Source organism: Micromonospora sp. LOL_024 (assembly GCF_048060415.1).
Taxonomy (GTDB): Bacteria; Actinomycetota; Actinomycetes; order Mycobacteriales; family Micromonosporaceae; genus Micromonospora.
This window is the reverse complement of record NZ_JBHMIS010000001.1, coordinates 400,473-416,810: the sequence shown is the minus strand read 5'-3', so window position 1 is coordinate 416,810 and position 16,338 is coordinate 400,473. Positions and strand designations below refer to the sequence as shown.

The window sequence follows — 16,338 nt, the reverse complement described above, 5'->3', positions numbered from 1 at the left end:
GAGTCGCCCCGCCACCACACCCAACGTCACACTTCCTCGACCGAGCTCGGCTCGCGCCGGGACAGGTCGATGCCCAGCTCCTCCGCGGCCCGGAACACCTCGTCGTCGGTCTCGCGCATCTCCAGGGCCACACCGTCGCTGGAAAGCACCTCCACGTTGAGGCACAGCGACTGCAACTCCTTGAGCAGCACCTTGAACGACTCGGGGATGCCCGGCTCCGGAATGTTCTCGCCCTTGACGATGGCCTCGTAGACCTTCACCCGGCCGAGCACGTCATCGGACTTGATCGTGAGCAGCTCCTGTAGGGCGTACGCAGCACCGTATGCCTGCATCGCCCAGCACTCCATCTCACCGAAGCGCTGGCCACCGAACTGCGCCTTACCACCCAGCGGCTGCTGCGTGATCATCGAGTACGGGCCGGTCGACCGGGCGTGAATCTTGTCGTCGACCAGGTGGTTCAGCTTCAGGATGTAGATGTAGCCGACCGCGATCGGGTCGGGCAGCGGTTCGCCGGAGCGCCCGTCGAACAGCTGTGCCTTCCCGGACGAGCCGATCAGCTGCTTGCCGTCCCGGTTGGACAGGGTCGACGCGAGCAGACCGGAGATCTCTTCCTCGCGGGCACCGTCGAAGACCGGAGTGGCCACGTTGGTGTCCGGTTCGGCCTCATCGGCCCCGATGCTCTGGAGCTGACGTTGCCAGTCCGCGTCGTCGCCGTTGACCTTCCAGCCAGTCTTCGCCACCCAGCCCAGGTGGGTCTCCAACACCTGGCCGATGTTCATCCGGCCCGGCACACCGAGCGGGTTGAGCACGATGTCGACCGGAGTGCCGTCCTCCAGGAACGGCATGTCCTCGATCGGCAGGATCTTGGAGATGACACCCTTGTTGCCGTGCCGGCCGGCGAGCTTGTCGCCGTCCTGGATCTTCCGCTTCTGGGCGACGTAGACACGGACCAGCTCGTTGACGCCCGGCGGCAGTTCGTCGCCGTCCTCGCGGGAGAAGGTACGCACGCCGATGACCGTGCCGGTCTCACCGTGCGGCACCTTCAGCGAGGTGTCCCGAACCTCACGCGCCTTCTCGCCGAAGATCGCCCGGAGCAGTCGCTCCTCCGGAGTCAGCTCGGTCTCGCCCTTCGGAGTGACCTTGCCGACCAGGATGTCGCCGGGAACCACCTCGGCACCGATCCGGATGATGCCGCGCTCGTCGAGGTCGGCGAGCATCTCCTCGCTGACATTCGGGATGTCGCGGGTGATCTCCTCCGGGCCGAGCTTGGTGTCCCGCGCGTCGACCTCGTGCTCCTCGATGTGGATCGAGGTGAGCACGTCCTGCTGTACGAGACGCTGCGACAGGATGATCGCGTCCTCGTAGTTGTGCCCCTCCCACGTCATGAACGCCACGAGCAGGTTGCGCCCGAGCGCCATCTCGCCCTCGTCGGTGCACGGACCGTCGGCGATGACCTGGCCGGCCTCGACGCGGTCGCCCTCGAAGACAACCGGCTTCTGGTTGACGCAGGAGCCGGCGTTGGAGCGGCGGAACTTGTGCAGCAGATACGTCCGGCGGTGACCGTCGTCCTGGTGCACGGTGATGTAGTCGGCGCAGAGGTCCTCGACCAGGCCACCGGCCTCGGCGACGACCACGTCGCCGGCGTCGACGGCGGCGCGGTACTCCATCCCCGTGCCCACGAGTGGCGACTCGGCCTTGACCAGCGGCACCGCCTGGCGCTGCATGTTCGCGCCCATCAGGGCCCGGTTGGCGTCGTCGTGCTCGAGGAACGGGATCATCGCGGTCGCGACCGAGGTCATCTGCCGCGGCGACACGTCCATGTAGTCCACGGCGCCCGGCGCGACATCCTCGGTCTCGCCGCCCTTGCGGCGGACCAGGACGCGACCCTCGGCAAACGTGCCGTCGGCCTTCAGCGGCGCGTTTGCCTGCGCCTTGACGAACCGGTCCTCCTCGTCCGCGGTCAGGTAGTCGATCTGGTCGGTGACCCGACCCTCGATGACCTTCCGGTACGGCGTCTCGATGAAGCCGAACGGGTTGACCCGGGCGAAGGTGGACAGTGCGCCGATCAGACCGATGTTCGGGCCTTCCGGCGTCTCGATCGGGCACATCCGGCCGTAGTGGGACGGGTGCACGTCGCGGACCTCGAAGCCGGCCCGCTCGCGGGACAGACCACCCGGGCCGAGCGCGCTCAGCCGGCGCCGGTGGGTCAGGCCCGCCAGTGGGTTGGTCTGGTCCATGAACTGCGAGAGCTGCGAGGTGCCGAAGAACTCCCGGATCGCGGCCACGACCGGACGGATGTTGATCAGGGTCTGCGGCGTGATCGCCTCGACGTCCTGGGTGGTCATCCGCTCGCGGACGACCCGCTCCATCCGGGACAGGCCAACCCGAACCTGGTTCTGAATCAGTTCGCCGACGGTACGCAGCCGCCGGTTGCCGAAGTGGTCGATGTCGTCTGCCTCGTAGCCGTCCTCACCGGCGTGCAGCCGGCAGAGGTACTCCACGGTGGCGACGATGTCGTCCTCGGTCAGCGTGCCGGTGGTGATCGGCACGGCGACTTCGAGCTTCTTGTTGAACTTGTACCGCCCGACCTTCGCTACGTCGTACCGCTTCGGGTTGAAGAAGAGGTTGTCGAGCAGGGTCTGGGCGTTCTCACGGGTCGGCGGCTCGCCAGGGCGCAGCTTGCGGTAGATGTCTAGCAGCGCCTCGTCCTGGCCGGCGATGTGGTCCTTCTCGAGCGTGGTCATCATCAGCTCGGACCAGCCGAACTTCTCACGGATCTGCTCGGCCGACCAACCGACGGCCTTGAGCAGCACCGTGACGGCCTGCCGGCGTTTGCGGTCGATGCGGACACCGACCGTGTCGCGCTTGTCGATGTCAAACTCGAGCCAGGCACCCCGGCTCGGGATGACCTTGACGCTGGAGAGGTCACGGTCGGAGGTCTTGTCTGGCTGCTTGTCGAAGTAGACGCCCGGCGAACGGACGAGCTGACTGACCACCACCCGCTCGGTGCCGTTGATGATGAAGGTGCCCTTCGGCGTCATCATCGGGAAGTCACCCATGAACACCGTCTGGCTCTTGATCTCGCCAGTGGTGTTGTTGGTGAACTCCGCGGTCACGAACAGTGGCGCACAGTAGGTGAGGTCCTTCTCCTTGCACTCCTCGATCGAGGCCTTGACCTCGTCGAAGCGCGGCGCCGAGAAAGAGAGCGACATGGTGCCGGAGAAGTCCTCGATGGGACTAATCTCTTCGAGAATTTCCGCGAGACCCGAGCGTGCGTGCGGGTCGTCCGCCGACCGGCCCTGCCAACCCTCGTTGCCAACGAGCCAGTCGAAGGACTCGTTCTGAATGGCAAGGAGGTTGGGGACCTCGAGGTGTTCGGTGATCCGACCGAAAGAAACTCGGCGGGGAGCGAATGCGCTCGACGTACGACTGGTCTTCGCAGGGCGGGAAGCTGCCAAGATGCGTCCTTCCGAGGACCGGTGCTGCAGAACGGCTGGTACGCGTGCACTCCAATGACCCCACCAGAAAATATCCACAAATGGACATTTCCGAGCAGGGGTCTAGTCGGAAGGCAGCGCAAACTAGCAGTGTAGCCGAGAGGCTAACCGCTGTCCAGCACACCCCGCAGGTTGTTGCGGAACATGCCTTGGGACCCTCGTGAACGGGTCACACCAGGCCGCTCGGAACGCAACATCCCTGCCGGGCCGCTCGGGCATCAGCAGCGAATGGTGCTGTCGCCGTGTTACCCGCGCGGTGGCCGTCGCAAGCGCGGAAGGTCTTGCTGATGCCAGCGTGCCTGGCAGCCCAGGGCCGCGTCAAGAGCCGCTGTCCGCATCTGCCGCTCTTTCCCACCCACGGGCGACGCCGCCTCCGGAGCGAAGCGGGCCGAGGGTCGCTTCGACGCCCTGCTCAACAGCTGATCCACAAGTGCGGCGGGCGGCGATCCGGGGAAGGATCGCCGCCCGCCGCGACGTGGGTGCCCCGGCTCACACGCGCCGGGACGGCCGGGTGGGACTCAGGTCACTTGAGGGTGACCTTGGCGCCCTCGCCCTCCAGCTTGGCCTTGGCCTTCTCGGCGGTCTCCTTGTTGACCTTCTCCAGGATGGCCTTCGGCGCGGACTCGACCGCGTCCTTGGCCTCCTTGAGGCCCAGGCCGGTCAGCTCGCGAACGACCTTGATGACCTGGATCTTCTTGCCGCCGTCGGCGTCGAGGATGACGTCGAACTCGTCCTTCTCCGGCTCGGCCTCGGCGGCGGCGCCACCGGTGGCCGGACCCGCCATCATCATCGCGGCCGGGGCCGCGGCGGTGACCTCGAAGGTCTCCTCGAACTGCTTCACGAACTCGGAGAGCTCGATCAGCGTCATCTCCTTGAACGCGTCGAGCAGCTCGTCGGTGCTGAGCTTCGCCATGTCTGGCGTCCTTTCCTGAATGATTTACCTAAGAACGTTGGTGCGCCGCGCGGCCTCAGGCCGCCTCGGCGCCCTCCTTCTCGCGCTTGTCCTGCAGGGCCGCCGCCAGGCGAGCGGTCTTCGACAGCGGGGCCTGGAACAGGGCCGCGGCCTTGCTCAGGTTGCCCTTCATCGCGCCGGCCAGCTTGGCCAGCAGCACCTCACGGGACTCAAGATCGGCGAGCTTCGTGACCTCGGCCGCGGAAATGGCCCTGCCCTCGAACACTCCGCCCTTGATGACGAGCTTCGGGTTGGACTTCGCGAAGTCGCGAAGCCCCTTCGCCGCCTCGACGACGTCGCCCGAAACGAAAGTCAGCGCGGTAGGACCGGTGAACAGCTCGTCGAGGCCGGAGATGCCCGCGTCCGCCGCAGCACGCTTGGCAAGCGTGTTCTTGGCGACCGTGTAGGTCGTCTCCTTGCCGAGCGAGCGCCGCAGCTGGGTGAGCTGGGAAACCGTCAGACCGCGGTACTCGGTCAGCACGGTGGCACCCGCGCTACGGAAGCTGTCCGTCAGCTCAGCGACGGCCGTGGCCTTGTCGGCCCGGATCGGCTTGTCCGCCATGTCCCTCCTCTCTCGTAACTCGAGGCTGGTCACCGTCGCAGGCGAACGCCTGTGACAGCAGCGGAGGAATCGCGGCAACAGAAAAGCCCCGGCGCAGGGCGCACGGGGCGAGGTCGGAGGAGATCACCATGGTCAACCGACCGCGGGAACACTGCCGATGTTTCGCTTGCCGCCCTACGCGGGTCGCCCGTCTTCGCGGGACCTTCGACCGTGCCAGGGCACGGTGACCAGCGGTCTCTGGGTGGAACTTCATGCACAACAACATGCACGACGTCACGAGACTACGCGATGCCGCTCAGCGTGCCAAACCGCCCCAGCGTGCCGCCGCTCAACCCTGGGAGCGGGAGGCGGCACGGCAGAGTGGCGAGTGCCAGCCCGGCCACTGACCGCACCGCCCGCCCTCATGGGATGCGGCACCCTACGGACCGCGTTGGCGGTACCTGAGCCAGACGTCATCGAGCCCAGCTGCCGGCAGCCTGCCACAGCGCACGTACGGACGGGGTCCCACCACGATGTGGTGGGACCCCGTCCGTACGGTCGCGCTCAGCTGTCGGCCGAGCCTTCCTGCAGGTTCTTCACCGCGTTCGGGTCAACGGGGACACCCGGACCCATGGTGGTGGTAAGGGTGACCTTTTTGAGGTACTTGCCCTTGGCCGCGGACGGCTTGGCCCGCAGCACCTCGTCGAGGACGGCCGCGTAGTTGTCGACCAACTGAGCCTCGGTGAACGAGGACTTACCGATGATCAGGTGCAGGTTCGAGTGCTTGTCCACCCGAAAGGTAATCTTCCCGCCCTGGATGTCGGACACCGCCTTGGTGACGTCCATGGTCACCGTGCCCGTCTTCGGGTTCGGCATGAGACCGCGCGGGCCCAGGATCCGCGCGATCCGGCCGATCTTGGCCATCTGGTCCGGCGTGGCGATCGCCGCGTCGAAGTCCAGCCAACCACCCTGGATCCGGGCGACCAACTCGTCGGTACCCACCTCGTCCGCTCCGGCGGCGACGGCCTCCTCAGCCTTTGCGCCGGCGGCGAAGACGATCACACGGACGGTCTTACCGGTGCCGTGCGGCAGGTTGACCACGCCGCGGACCATCTGGTCCGCCTTGCGGGGGTCGACGCCGAGGCGCATCGCGACCTCGACCGTGGCGTCGAACTTCGCGGTGGTGCTCCCCTTGGTCAGCTTGATGGCCTCGGCGGGGCTGTAGAGCTTGGCCGGGTCGATTGCCTCGGCGGCCTTGCGGTAGCTCTTGCTGCGCTGCATGTTCTGTCCACTCCTGTGGTCTCTGGCGGGCCGCGATGTTCGCGCGCCCTCCCACGATCCGTACGGGCCGGTGCTGACCGACGTCAGTCGTTGACGGTCAGACCCATCGACCGGGCGGTGCCGGCGATGATCTTCTCAGCCTGGTCCAGATCATTGGCGTTGAGGTCGGCCATTTTCTTCTCGGCGATGTCACGCAGCTGGGCGCGGGTCACCGAGCCGACCTTCTGGGTGTGCGGGACGCCCGAGCCCTTCTGCACGCCGGCAGCCTTGATCAGCAGCCGGGCGGCGGGCGGGGTCTTCAGCACGAAGCTGAAGGAGCGGTCCTCGTACACGCTGATCTCGGCGGGGACGATGTCGCCCCGCTGCGACTCGGTCTGCGCGTTGTACGTCTTGCAGAACTCCATGATGTTCACGCCGTGCTGGCCGAGCGCCGGGCCGACCGGCGGCGCCGGAGTGGCCTGACCCGCCGGCAGTTGAAGCGTGAACGTCTTGACGAGCTTCTTCTTCGGAGGCATGTCTCTTCCTGGGGCTTGGAGCTGGGAATGTTCAGAGGACGAGCTGGGAATGTTCAGAGGACACCAGCGTCGGGGCGCACACGGTCAGCGCGGGCACGACAACGGTGACGTTCTAGGGTAGCGCAGGCCGAATTTCGCCCGCCCAGCGAGGTTGGCCGAGCCGACGAATCGGATAAAGCGGCGACCGCCCGCGCCGGGGATCTCTCCCCGTCGCAGGCGGTCGTCAGATCAAATCTTCGCGACCTGGTTGAAGTTGAGCTCCACCGGCGTCTCCCGGCCGAAGATCGACACCAGCACCTTGAGCTTCTGCTGGTCGGCGTTGATCTCGCTGATCGTGGCCGGCAGCGAGGCGAAGGCGCCGTCGGTGACCGTCACCGAGTCGCCGACCTCGAAGTCGAGGACCTTGATCTCCGGCTTGGCCTTCTTCTGCTCGGGGTCGACAGTTGGTGCCAGCCACTTCAGCACCTCGTCGAGGCTCAGCGGCGCCGGACGGTCGGCCCGGTCCGTCGCACCGACGAAGCCGGTGACCCCGGGGGTGTTGCGCACACAGGAGTAAGACTCGGCGGTCAGCTCCATCCGGACCAGGATGTAGCCCGGGAAGACCTTGGCCTGGATCTGGGCCCGCTTCCCGTTCTTGACCTCGACCTCTTCCCGGGTCGGCACCTCGACCTGGTAGATGTAGTCCTCCATGTCGAGAGACGTGATCCGAGTCTCGAGGTTGGTCTTGACCTTGTTCTCGTAACCGGCGTACGAATGCACCACGTACCAGTCGCCCGGGGCGTAGCGCAGCTTCTGCCGCAGCTCCGCCACCGGGTCGAACTCCTCGTCGGGGACGGGCTCGGTCATGGTGAACTCCGGCTCGCTGGCGGCCTCGACCGACTCGTCACCAGCCGCCGTCGCCACCGTGGACTGCTCGTCCGGGGTCTCGGCGGTCTCGTCGTACTCAGGCACGCTTGCTCACTTCCGTCACTATCAGCACGTGTCAGCCGGTCAGCTGGGGTTGCCGAAGACCCACAGCACGCCCTTGGCGAAGGCGTAGTCGAGGACAGCCACGATCGTCAGCATCACCGTGACGAACGCGATCACCACGCCCGTGTAGGTCAGCAACTCCTTGCGGGTCGGCCAGATGACCTTACGCAGTTCAGCCACGACCTCGCGGACGAAACGCGCGATGCGGCCGAAAGGACCCACCCTGTCGCCGTCGACCCGTGCCTTCGACCGCTCACGGGTGGCGGTGCCGCCCCCGGTGACCGGCTCCTCCGCGTCGGTGGCGTCGTTCTCGGCGTTGTCACTGACGACGTCGTCATTCAGGCGGTCGTCGTCGGCGTCCTCGCCGCGCCGCTTGTTGTCGGCCACTTCGCCCTCCGTCGCGGGGTGTCGGGGTCACACGCGGTGCGCGTGCGCGGCGCTTGGTCACGCCAGCCGGACCCAACCGTCCCGGGACGGGCCGCGGCCGGCGGATCGACCGGGAAGCCCGAATGCCTCGGGACCTCTCCGCCGATGCCACCACCACGGGCCGGACGCCACCAAAAGGTGGCGCGACCCACGGAACGGTCAGGCCTGAGGCGCAGGGGTGACAGGACTTGAACCTGCAGCCTGCGGTTTTGGAGACCGCTGCTCTGCCAATTGAGCTACACCCCTGTGCGGCAACGCTCGCCCCACCAGGTCACACGACCAGGCAGGGGTCACTTACCCCACGGCGGACCAGTGTACGGGTACCGACCCGACTTTCCCAACCGGTCCACCCCTCGCGCCGCGTGGTACCGGTCAGCCCGTCGCCCGGACGGTGGCTCGGGCCTGCGAGAGCACCTTCTCGCCGAGGCAGGTCGCGGTAATGTCGAGCCTGAGGCCGTCCTCGGTGACCTCACGGACCACGGCTGTGACCACGATCTCGGTGCCGGCGCTGTCGTCCGGCACCACCACCGGACGGGTGAACCGGACGTTGTAGTCGACCACCGCGTCGGGCGCCCCGGCCCAGGTGGTGACGGCTCGTCCGACCAACGCCATGGTGAACATGCCGTGGGCGATCACGCCGGGCAGGCCCACGTTGGTGGCAGACCGGTCGCTCCAGTGGATCGGGTTGAAGTCGCCCGAGGCACCGGCGTAGCGGACCAGGTCCGCCCGAGTGATCCGGAACGTCTGGATGGGTAGGTCCATCTCAGGCCTCCCCACGTACGACGAGCTTGGACCAGACCGTGACCACCGGCTCGCCAGCGGTCGTGCTGACGTCGGTCCGGGTGGTCAGGAACTCGTGGCCGCCGCGGCCGGCGATGTCCTCGACGACGTTGACGCAGACCAGCTCGTCGCCGGCCACCACCGGTCGGACGTACGCGAATCGCTGGTCGCCGTGGACGACCCGACTGTAGTCGAGGCCGAGTGCCGGATCTTCGACCAGCTGACGGCTGGCGGCCATGGTGAGCACCACGGGAAAGGTCGGCGGCGCGACCACATCCGGATGGCCCAACCCGCGGGCGGCCTCCGGATCATGGTGGGCGGGATCGGTGGCACCGATCGCCGTCGCGAACTCACGGATCTTCTCGCGGCCCACCTGGTAGGGGGCGGTCGGCGGGTAGCTGCGGCCGACGAAGGAGCGGTCCAGGGACATGCGGCGAACCTACACGCAAGACGCGATCGCCGGTCCGCGTGGCCGGCGATCGCGGTACATCGGAATGCCGGGTCCACTCGCCCCTTACAGGGTCAGCGCGTCTCGCGGTGAACGGTGTGCCGACCGTCCCGGGGGCAGAACTTCTTCAGCTCGATGCGGTCCGGGTCGTTACGGCGGTTCTTGCGCGTGATGTAGTTGCGCTCCTTGCACTCCACACACGCCAAAGTGATCTTCGGCCGGACATCGGTAGCCTTCGCCACGGCGGAGTGCCTTCCTCGCTAACGGATGAAACGAACAGCGCCAGATCCTATGCGCCGCCCGGTCGGACATGCAAAGTGGGCGCCTGAGGCGCCCATCCCACTGACCGCCGGAGTGCTCCGGGCGGACTAGAGTAGCGGTGGCCGGACTTGAACCGGCGACACAGCGATTATGAGCCGCTTGCTCTGCCATCTGAGCTACACCGCCGTGGTGGGCCCAGCCGGACCCTCTGAGCCCCCTTACGGAATCGAACCGTAGACCTTCTCCTTACCATGGAGACGCTCTGCCGACTGAGCTAAGGGGGCCTGCACGATCACTCGGTGGCCGCGCAGAGGTAAGAGTACACGGCCCCAATGTGCCCGTGAAATCGGATCCCCAGTGCAGACCTGCACCCAGCTCAGGGCACCACACGCAGGCGCGGCAGCTCGCTGCTAGTGATCGACTCCGGGTCGACCTGGGCACCGAACCACGCCTCCAGCCGCTCGTACGGCAGCGGCCGGCTGAACAGAAAACCCTGGCCGATCTCGCAGCCGATGTCCTGAAGCAGCTCCAAGGTCAACTCGCTCTCCACCCCCTCGGCCACCACCGCCAGGCCGAACTGCTGAGACAAGTTCACCACAGCGTTGACGATCGCCAGATCCCCCGGGTCGGTCGCCATGCCCTGCACGAAGGAGTGGTCCACCTTCACCTCGTGCACCGGCAGGCGACGCAGGTGGGCCAACGACGAACTACCGGTGCCAAAGTCGTCCACGGACAACCGTACGCCCAGGTCACGCAGGCGCCGGAGAGTCGGGATCGGCCGCTCGGTGCCGTCTAGCACCCCGGCCTCCGGGACCTCCAGGGTCAGCAGCTGCGCCGGGACGCCGTACTCGTCCAGCAACTCCCGCACCTGCTCCGGGAAGTGCTGGTCGGTCAGCGTACGCGCGCAGAGGTTGACGGAGACGGCGAGCGACTGGCCGCCGTGTGCCCAGTTCCGGCTGTGCCGCAGCCCTTCACGCAGCACGAACTCGGTGAGCCGACCGAGTTGGCCGGTGTGCTCGGCCACCGCGACGAAGTCCTCCGGGGCGACCGTGCCGTGCGTCGGGTGCTCCCAGCGCGCCAGGCACTCCACCCCGATCAACCGGCGGTCCCGCAACGTCACCTTGGGCTGGTAGTAGACCTCCAGCTCACCGTTGTCGAGGGCGCTCCGCAGATCGCCGGCGAGGCCGAGACGGTGCAGCGCCCTCGACTCGAACACCGGCGTGTACAGCTGCACACTGCCCGGCACCCCCTTGGCCGCCGTCGCCGCCACGTCGACCCGTTGCAGCAGGGTTGCCGGATCACTGCCGTGGTCGGGATGGACCACCACCCCGACAGCGGTGTCCACGTCCAGCGTCAGGGCGTCGAAGACCATCTCGTCGCGGATCTGCTCCCGGAGCTGGCCGGCGAGCTCCACCGCCGCCTCGGCGCTCTCCAACCGCAGGGTCACGAGGAACTCGTCACCGCCGGCCCGCCCGACCAGCGCGGCCGAGGGCACGCATCCGCGCAACCGGTCTGCGACCTCGACCAGGACCTTGTCCCCGGCGGCATGGCCGAGGGACTCGTTGACCTGGCGCAGCCGGTCGACGTCGAAGAGCAGCAGCGCGACCACCTCCCCCGGGGCCCGGATCCGGACCGCCTCAGCCAGCGCGCCGAGGATCCGGCGGCGGTTGGGCAGCTTCGTGAGACCGTCGTGGTAAGCGTCGTGCCGCAGCCGGTCGACCAGGCGCGAGTTCTCCAGCGCCACCGCGGCGTGCGCGGCGACCGTCTCGAAGATGGTGATGTCGGAGGCGCGGAAAAAGTTTGTGTCACCAAGCCGGTTCGCGACCTCGAGCGTGCCGATGACCGCCTTGCCAGACCGCAGCGGCACGACGATCACGTCCTTGACCGCCGTCGGCCGCAGCACCCCACGGAACTCCGGATCGCTGCCGAGACGGTGGCTCACCGCCACCGTCTCCTGTCGGGCCATCGCCGCATCGCGCAGCGCGGTCAGATTGGGCGTTGAGTCCAGCAGTCCCGGTTTGCCCTCCTGGGCGGTCAGCAGCACCTCCGGGTGACGCCCCTGAGCGGGCAACCACAGCGTGGCGTACTCCGCCTGCATCAGACTCCGGATCCGGACCAGCAACACGTCGATGAGGTTCCCGTCCGACCCGCTCTCGCTGATCGCCTTGGTGAGTTCGTACATCTCCGAGAGGGTGCGGTGTTGTCGGAGGAACTGCGCGTAGGAGCCGTAGATCAGGGCAAACGCAATGGCCAGCCCGGCGAAGAGCAGGATGGCCCAGGGGGTGCTCTCCAGCGCGATGATGACCAACAGGCCGATGCAGAGGTTCACCGCGCCAGCGAGCAGCATCGACGGCGCGGCGCGGATCACCTCCTGGCCGGCCGGCCAGCCCTGCACGACCGTGAACACGGCCGCCATGGCCGCGAGACCGACCACGATGTGCGTGGCGATCGCGGCCAGCAGAACGGCCCAGGTGGCCGGCCCGACGCCTGCCGGCTGTGGCAGCACGTGATAGACGACGGTGGCCAGCGAGGTGGCGGCGGCGGCGAGCGCGACGTTGAAACAGAACTTCGCCGGCAGAAGCCGCCGCCGCATCTGAACCACGAGTGTGGCCACCGTAAATGCCACCACCACCGACAGTGGCGGCAGCAGATGCAATGCGACGACCAGCGGAATTTCGGTAAAAAGTATGCCTAGTGCCTGACGGCGCACCACGATGTTGATCGTGGGCATCGCAGCGGCGGTCATCGCCACCGTGAGTAGCACCGTGAGCGGGAGGTCGCCGAGCGCCGGATCGACCGTCAATCCGAGCAGCAGGGAGACGACGATCGCGCAGAACGCCAGTGGCCCGGTGATGAACCAGGCGTGTTCCGTCTGTCGACGAGGAGAGCGCAGACGAGACGTCATGGATCTCCTTGCGACGTCGGCTCAGCGAGTGCCGGAGGCTGTCACAGCGGCACGATCGCCGGTCAGCGCACCACAGAGTTCAGCGCAGGCATCTGCCAGTCGACCCCGGTCGTCATGAACTCGCCCTCAGTAGCGATACTTGCCGCGACAACCAGGCCAAGGACCAGAGTGAGGGAGCCGAGCAGCCGGCCCAAGCGTTGAGCAGACATTATGTGCTCCTGATGGGGTGATGGGGGTACGTGTTGAAGGCTCTCCGATGGTGCCACAGCCGGTCGGTCGCTGGAAAGTTCACCGAGCCGTTGATGGTCCAGTTGTCGTCACGCCTCGCACCCGCGTACCAATCGGCATGACATCTGGGCAGCTCAGAGCCGGTAGGCCGGCCGCCAGCAAGGAAGAAGAGGCCAACCACTCATTAGCCTCCTTAGGTGGTGAAGCGGATCTTGCGGACATCCGCCAGCTCCAACCGAGCACTCTGGACGCCACCCCACCGCCGGCAAACCGCCACCCCTCGACTACCGCCCGCCACTGCGGCGCCTGCCAGCGTCCTCGATCGCGTGGCGCACGCAAGCCGGATCACCAGGCAGAGCGCCGCAAGCCCGACGCCCCACGACGCGAGCAGTAGCGGCAGGGTCTCCAGCACGCCTGCCAAGGTAGGCGTGCTGCGCTACCCAGCCACCCCCGTAAATGTCTCATACCACCACCCGGCAACCGACAGCCCCGCGCCGCCAGCCAGAGCCGGAGCGCGGGCGGCGACCGCGCTCGCAGCCGCCGCCCTCCGTCAGGCCACCCAATGACAAAAGGCCTCCGCCTGCGTTTCCGCAGCCCGGAGGCCTCCTTTGCCTGGTGGCGGGTAGAGGATTCGAACCTCTGTAGCTTTCGCGACGGATTTACAGAGCGCCAAACCCAAGCCGGTGACCAGCACGAACACTGATCCACAGAGGTTGGGTGACACGCATGTGACCCACGCCAACCAAACGCTGGCCAGAAATGTGCGGCTGGCTGTCGTACCGCCGTGGCATGCTTTCCCGCTGGGTACCACGGGAGCGAGGCAGGTCATGACTTCCTTCATAGGGCCACCGCAGAGCGACCAGGCGCGAGCGAACTGCCCACGATGCGGCACTGTCGCGGCAGCCTTCAGAAGATCCAGCAAGATCGTCGTCGACCCCGACACTTGGGTGTTGGTCGCGACTTGCGAGGTATGCCTGGATGGGACGGTGGTCATCGAGCGCGGAACCATGGATTCTGTCGCTAGCAGGACCATCTACAACCTTGAGCAGCCGATCTTTTGGTGGCCGACACCTAACGCAGCGGAACGCATCGACCCTGACGCCGGCCTGCCCGATAAAGCACGCGACGCGTACGCGGAGGGCCTTCGCTGCCTGGCCGTCCAAGCGCCGAATGCAGCTGCGGGACGCTTCCGGTCTGCCCTAGCTGTCATCGCTAACGACAAGGGCGGAGAGGACGTCAAGTCAGAGCGCACCCTCACCGGCAAGCTCAAGCGGCTATACGAGGGCAACCCGCTCCTGATTGCGCTCGGAGAACACACGGACACAATCAAGGTGATCGGAGATGCCGGGACGCACCAGGAAGACTGGCCTCCAGTGTCTCAGGAGCAAGCGGAGCTTGCGGGCCAACTCGTGAGGCACCTGGTTGAGGCGCTCTACGAGTTTCCAGCTCGCATGCTCCGGTCCCGCCCTGTCCGACCGCCGAGGTGAATGTCGGCTACAAGCCGCCCTCACCTCGCGATTGGCTAATCAGGGCGCTGGCGACCTCCCCCATGCTGGTAATTACCGCGTCCGCTCCGGCCGCTCGGAAGACGTCAACCTTGGGTAGCCGGTTTGCGTACCCAAGGACACGCACTCCAGCGGCCCGCGCCCCCTCAATGTCGGAGAGCGAGTCACCGATCAGTACGCACCGGGCCGGTAGCTCGCCGAGGGAGCGCACGGCTTGCAGGATCGGTTCCGGGTTCGGCTTCATGCGGCCCGGCTCGGCGTATGCCCGGCCGATCACCGGCGAGACGTGCTCGGCGAGCCGATGCGCCGCAAGGTAGGCCGTCACCGCGCCGGCTGAGTTGTTGCTGACCGCCGCCACCGGCATCCCGGCCTGTCGAGCCGCCACGATGACCTCTCGCCCGTACGGCGTCGGCGCGGCGGACTCGACGGCTCGGCGCTCGGCCTCGCAGAGCGCGTCCTCTACTGCCCGCGTGACGCCGTGGTCGCCGGCCGTTCCCGTGCGGCGTAGTACTTCGAGCGGGTCCGGTTCGCTGGCGAGTTCCGGCGACACGTCGACGCCGTGCCGCCGGAGCACGTCGACAAGCTCGGCCGCAACTTGCGGTGCGGGGTAACCGGCGAAGATGCTGCACACCGGGCCATCGAAGTCGAGTAGCAGTGCGTCGACGTCACCGAGCAGTCGGCTGAGGTCGGTGTTCATGCGTCGTACCGGTAGGCGATGGTCGACCACACTGAGTCGAACCATTGGCGGGACGCTTCCACGAACTGTGTGCCGTGCGAGGTGTCGTCGTCGGTTACGGCGTAGTGGAACAGCGGCACGTCCTTGCCCATCAGGTCATAGATGGCCATCGGCTCACCCTTGATCGATACGGTGCGCTCCGTGACGGGATAGAAGCCGTAGAAGACTTCTTCGCTGTTCAGGATGTAGAGCTTGAACAGCGGGGACGCCCGGTGCAGCCGTACCTCAACGGTGGTCGATCGGATCAGGCCGAGGTCGCCTAGTTCGGTGACCTGATCGATGATGCCGTCTGCTGCTCGGCGGGTGATTCGCTCGGCGCGTTCGCGTACCGCCGGATCGTCGGCCTGTGTCTCGGCCCGTGCCGGCAGTGCCATCGGTGCGGTCATGTCGGAGATCAGGACTCGCACGGCGATCGTCTCCGGTGCGAGTCGGCCGACGCGCACCTTGTCGAGTGTTTCGGCGAGTGCGTCGCGCAGCGTCTCGCCGGAGAATCCGGCGAAGTCGATGCTGACGTGAGGTCGCTCGAAAGCTGCTTCGATGTGCGGCCGTAGCTCGACGGCCCGCTGTGTCTGCGCTCGGACGTATGCCCCGCTGCCCTACCGGGACACGATCAGTCGCTCTGCCCGGAGCAGGTCTAGGGCTCGCTTGACCGTCTCTCGTGCCACGCCGTAGCGGGTGGCTAGCTCGGGCTGCGATGGCAGCTTGTCACCGGGGGCGAGTCGGCGCGTGAGGATGGCCGCTCGCAGCTTGTTCGCGATCTGCTGTGACGCCTGTTTTGGGTCGTCGGGGTCTAGCTGGCCGAGGAAGTCAAGGTTCTCGCTCACGGGATCACCCTAGCGCTGACTAGCCAAGTTGGGAAAGTTCGTCGCAGCCTCTTGACCTGACTAGCCAAGCCGGCCTACGTCCATCTCGTCGCACCTGGCTAGCCAGGAACGGCAAGCCGGTTGGTTGCTGCGTCGGCGTTGCGGCTTTGGCTGCGGCGTTCGCGAACGGGCTGCCGTGTGGTCGTTCATTGAGAACTTCAGAGCAGAAGCGCCGCGTTTGATCTGGCTTGCGGTATTCCCGCCTTGAGTCACACGGTGGCCGACCTCGGTAGATCCCGAGCGAGCGGGCCGAGCTGGCTAGGTCTTGGCGCGCGGAACGTCTTCTGCCTCTTCGCATCTGCACCTGCCCCGGGGTGGGTGTCGCGTCTCTGGCGCGGCCTCACCCCGGGCTTTCCCGTCTTGATCCCCGCTTGTGGAGGTGAGCCGTCATGACCGTGAGCGTCTTCGCTGCCGTTCGAGTGACCACCAAG

The 16,338-nt window shown here is 66.9% G+C and carries 15 protein-coding genes, 3 tRNA genes and 1 pseudogene; 1 reads left to right on the top strand and 18 read right to left on the bottom strand.

The annotated features are described in order from the left end of the window. Positions 1 to 26: 26 nt before the first annotated feature. From ACFHWY_RS02025 to ACFHWY_RS01950, 16 genes are all read right to left on the bottom strand, one after another. Positions 27 to 3,458, bottom strand: a complete 3,432-nt coding sequence (locus ACFHWY_RS02025) for a DNA-directed RNA polymerase subunit beta (RefSeq protein ID WP_416578330.1) — start codon at positions 3,456 to 3,458, stop codon at positions 27 to 29. Between the two features lie 562 nt (positions 3,459 to 4,020). After that, positions 4,021 to 4,410, bottom strand: coding sequence for a 50S ribosomal protein L7/L12 (gene rplL / locus ACFHWY_RS02020; protein ID WP_092378684.1), 390 nt, complete (start codon positions 4,408 to 4,410; stop codon positions 4,021 to 4,023). Between the two features lie 55 nt (positions 4,411 to 4,465). Beyond that, positions 4,466 to 5,011: a 50S ribosomal protein L10 gene (rplJ, locus tag ACFHWY_RS02015; protein ID WP_416578329.1), complete on the bottom strand. Its 546-nt coding sequence runs from the start codon at positions 5,009 to 5,011 to the stop codon at positions 4,466 to 4,468. 543 nt (positions 5,012 to 5,554) lie between these two features. Further along, the gene (gene rplA, locus ACFHWY_RS02010; RefSeq protein ID WP_416578328.1) at positions 5,555 to 6,271 is read right to left on the bottom strand and encodes a 50S ribosomal protein L1; all 717 of its coding nucleotides are present in this window, start codon (positions 6,269 to 6,271) and stop codon (positions 5,555 to 5,557) included. An 83-nt stretch (positions 6,272 to 6,354) separates the two neighbouring features. Beyond that, positions 6,355 to 6,786 (bottom strand): 50S ribosomal protein L11, encoded by a 432-nt coding sequence (rplK, locus tag ACFHWY_RS02005; RefSeq protein WP_416578327.1) that lies wholly within the window; start codon positions 6,784 to 6,786, stop codon positions 6,355 to 6,357. A gap of 228 nt (positions 6,787 to 7,014) precedes the next feature. Continuing rightward, on the bottom strand, positions 7,015 to 7,737 hold the full coding sequence (gene nusG / locus ACFHWY_RS02000; protein ID WP_416578326.1) for a transcription termination/antitermination protein NusG: 723 nt from the start codon (positions 7,735 to 7,737) through the stop codon (positions 7,015 to 7,017). Between the two features lie 39 nt (positions 7,738 to 7,776). Beyond that, on the bottom strand, positions 7,777 to 8,142 hold the full coding sequence (gene secE, locus ACFHWY_RS01995; protein ID WP_416578325.1) for a preprotein translocase subunit SecE: 366 nt from the start codon (positions 8,140 to 8,142) through the stop codon (positions 7,777 to 7,779). A 212-nt stretch (positions 8,143 to 8,354) separates the two neighbouring features. Then, a tRNA-Trp gene (locus tag ACFHWY_RS01990) sits at positions 8,355 to 8,427 on the bottom strand. Between the two features lie 126 nt (positions 8,428 to 8,553). Beyond that, positions 8,554 to 8,943 carry a MaoC/PaaZ C-terminal domain-containing protein gene (locus ACFHWY_RS01985; protein WP_416578324.1) on the bottom strand — a complete coding sequence of 130 codons (390 nt, stop codon included), beginning with the start codon at positions 8,941 to 8,943 and terminating at the stop codon, positions 8,554 to 8,556. 1 nt (position 8,944) lies between these two features. After that, on the bottom strand, positions 8,945 to 9,391 hold the full coding sequence (locus tag ACFHWY_RS01980; RefSeq protein ID WP_416578323.1) for an FAS1-like dehydratase domain-containing protein: 447 nt from the start codon (positions 9,389 to 9,391) through the stop codon (positions 8,945 to 8,947). A gap of 92 nt (positions 9,392 to 9,483) precedes the next feature. Continuing rightward, positions 9,484 to 9,651: a 50S ribosomal protein L33 gene (gene rpmG, locus ACFHWY_RS01975; RefSeq protein ID WP_007073056.1), complete on the bottom strand. Its 168-nt coding sequence runs from the start codon at positions 9,649 to 9,651 to the stop codon at positions 9,484 to 9,486. 132 nt (positions 9,652 to 9,783) lie between these two features. Next, positions 9,784 to 9,856: transfer RNA gene (locus ACFHWY_RS01970), tRNA-Met, on the bottom strand. Between the two features lie 25 nt (positions 9,857 to 9,881). Next, positions 9,882 to 9,954, bottom strand: a tRNA-Thr gene (locus ACFHWY_RS01965). A gap of 92 nt (positions 9,955 to 10,046) precedes the next feature. Next, on the bottom strand, positions 10,047 to 12,575 hold the full coding sequence (locus ACFHWY_RS01960; protein WP_416578322.1) for a putative bifunctional diguanylate cyclase/phosphodiesterase: 2,529 nt from the start codon (positions 12,573 to 12,575) through the stop codon (positions 10,047 to 10,049). Positions 12,576 to 12,637: 62 nt separating this feature from the next. Continuing rightward, complete coding sequence (locus ACFHWY_RS01955; RefSeq protein ID WP_416578321.1) at positions 12,638 to 12,784, bottom strand: hypothetical protein; 147 nt, start codon at positions 12,782 to 12,784, stop codon at positions 12,638 to 12,640. A gap of 212 nt (positions 12,785 to 12,996) precedes the next feature. After that, complete coding sequence (locus ACFHWY_RS01950) at positions 12,997 to 13,215, bottom strand: hypothetical protein (protein ID WP_416578320.1); 219 nt, start codon at positions 13,213 to 13,215, stop codon at positions 12,997 to 12,999. A 415-nt stretch (positions 13,216 to 13,630) separates the two neighbouring features. On the opposite strand from ACFHWY_RS01950, the gene ACFHWY_RS01945 reads away from it, so the two are divergent. Then, positions 13,631 to 14,290 (top strand): DUF4145 domain-containing protein, encoded by a 660-nt coding sequence (locus tag ACFHWY_RS01945; RefSeq protein WP_416578319.1) that lies wholly within the window; start codon positions 13,631 to 13,633, stop codon positions 14,288 to 14,290. Positions 14,291 to 14,297: 7 nt separating this feature from the next. Here ACFHWY_RS01945 and ACFHWY_RS01940 read toward each other — a convergent pair whose 3' ends face one another. Together ACFHWY_RS01940 and ACFHWY_RS01935 are read right to left on the bottom strand one after the other, a co-directional pair. Then, entirely contained in the window at positions 14,298 to 15,005 is a 708-nt protein-coding gene (locus tag ACFHWY_RS01940; protein ID WP_416578318.1) for an HAD family hydrolase, read from the bottom strand. Beyond that, a pseudogene (locus ACFHWY_RS01935) lies at positions 15,002 to 15,868 on the bottom strand (GntR family transcriptional regulator). Before ACFHWY_RS01935 ends, ACFHWY_RS01940 begins: the two are co-directional and overlap by 4 nt. Positions 15,869 to 16,338: the final 470 nt, after the last annotated feature.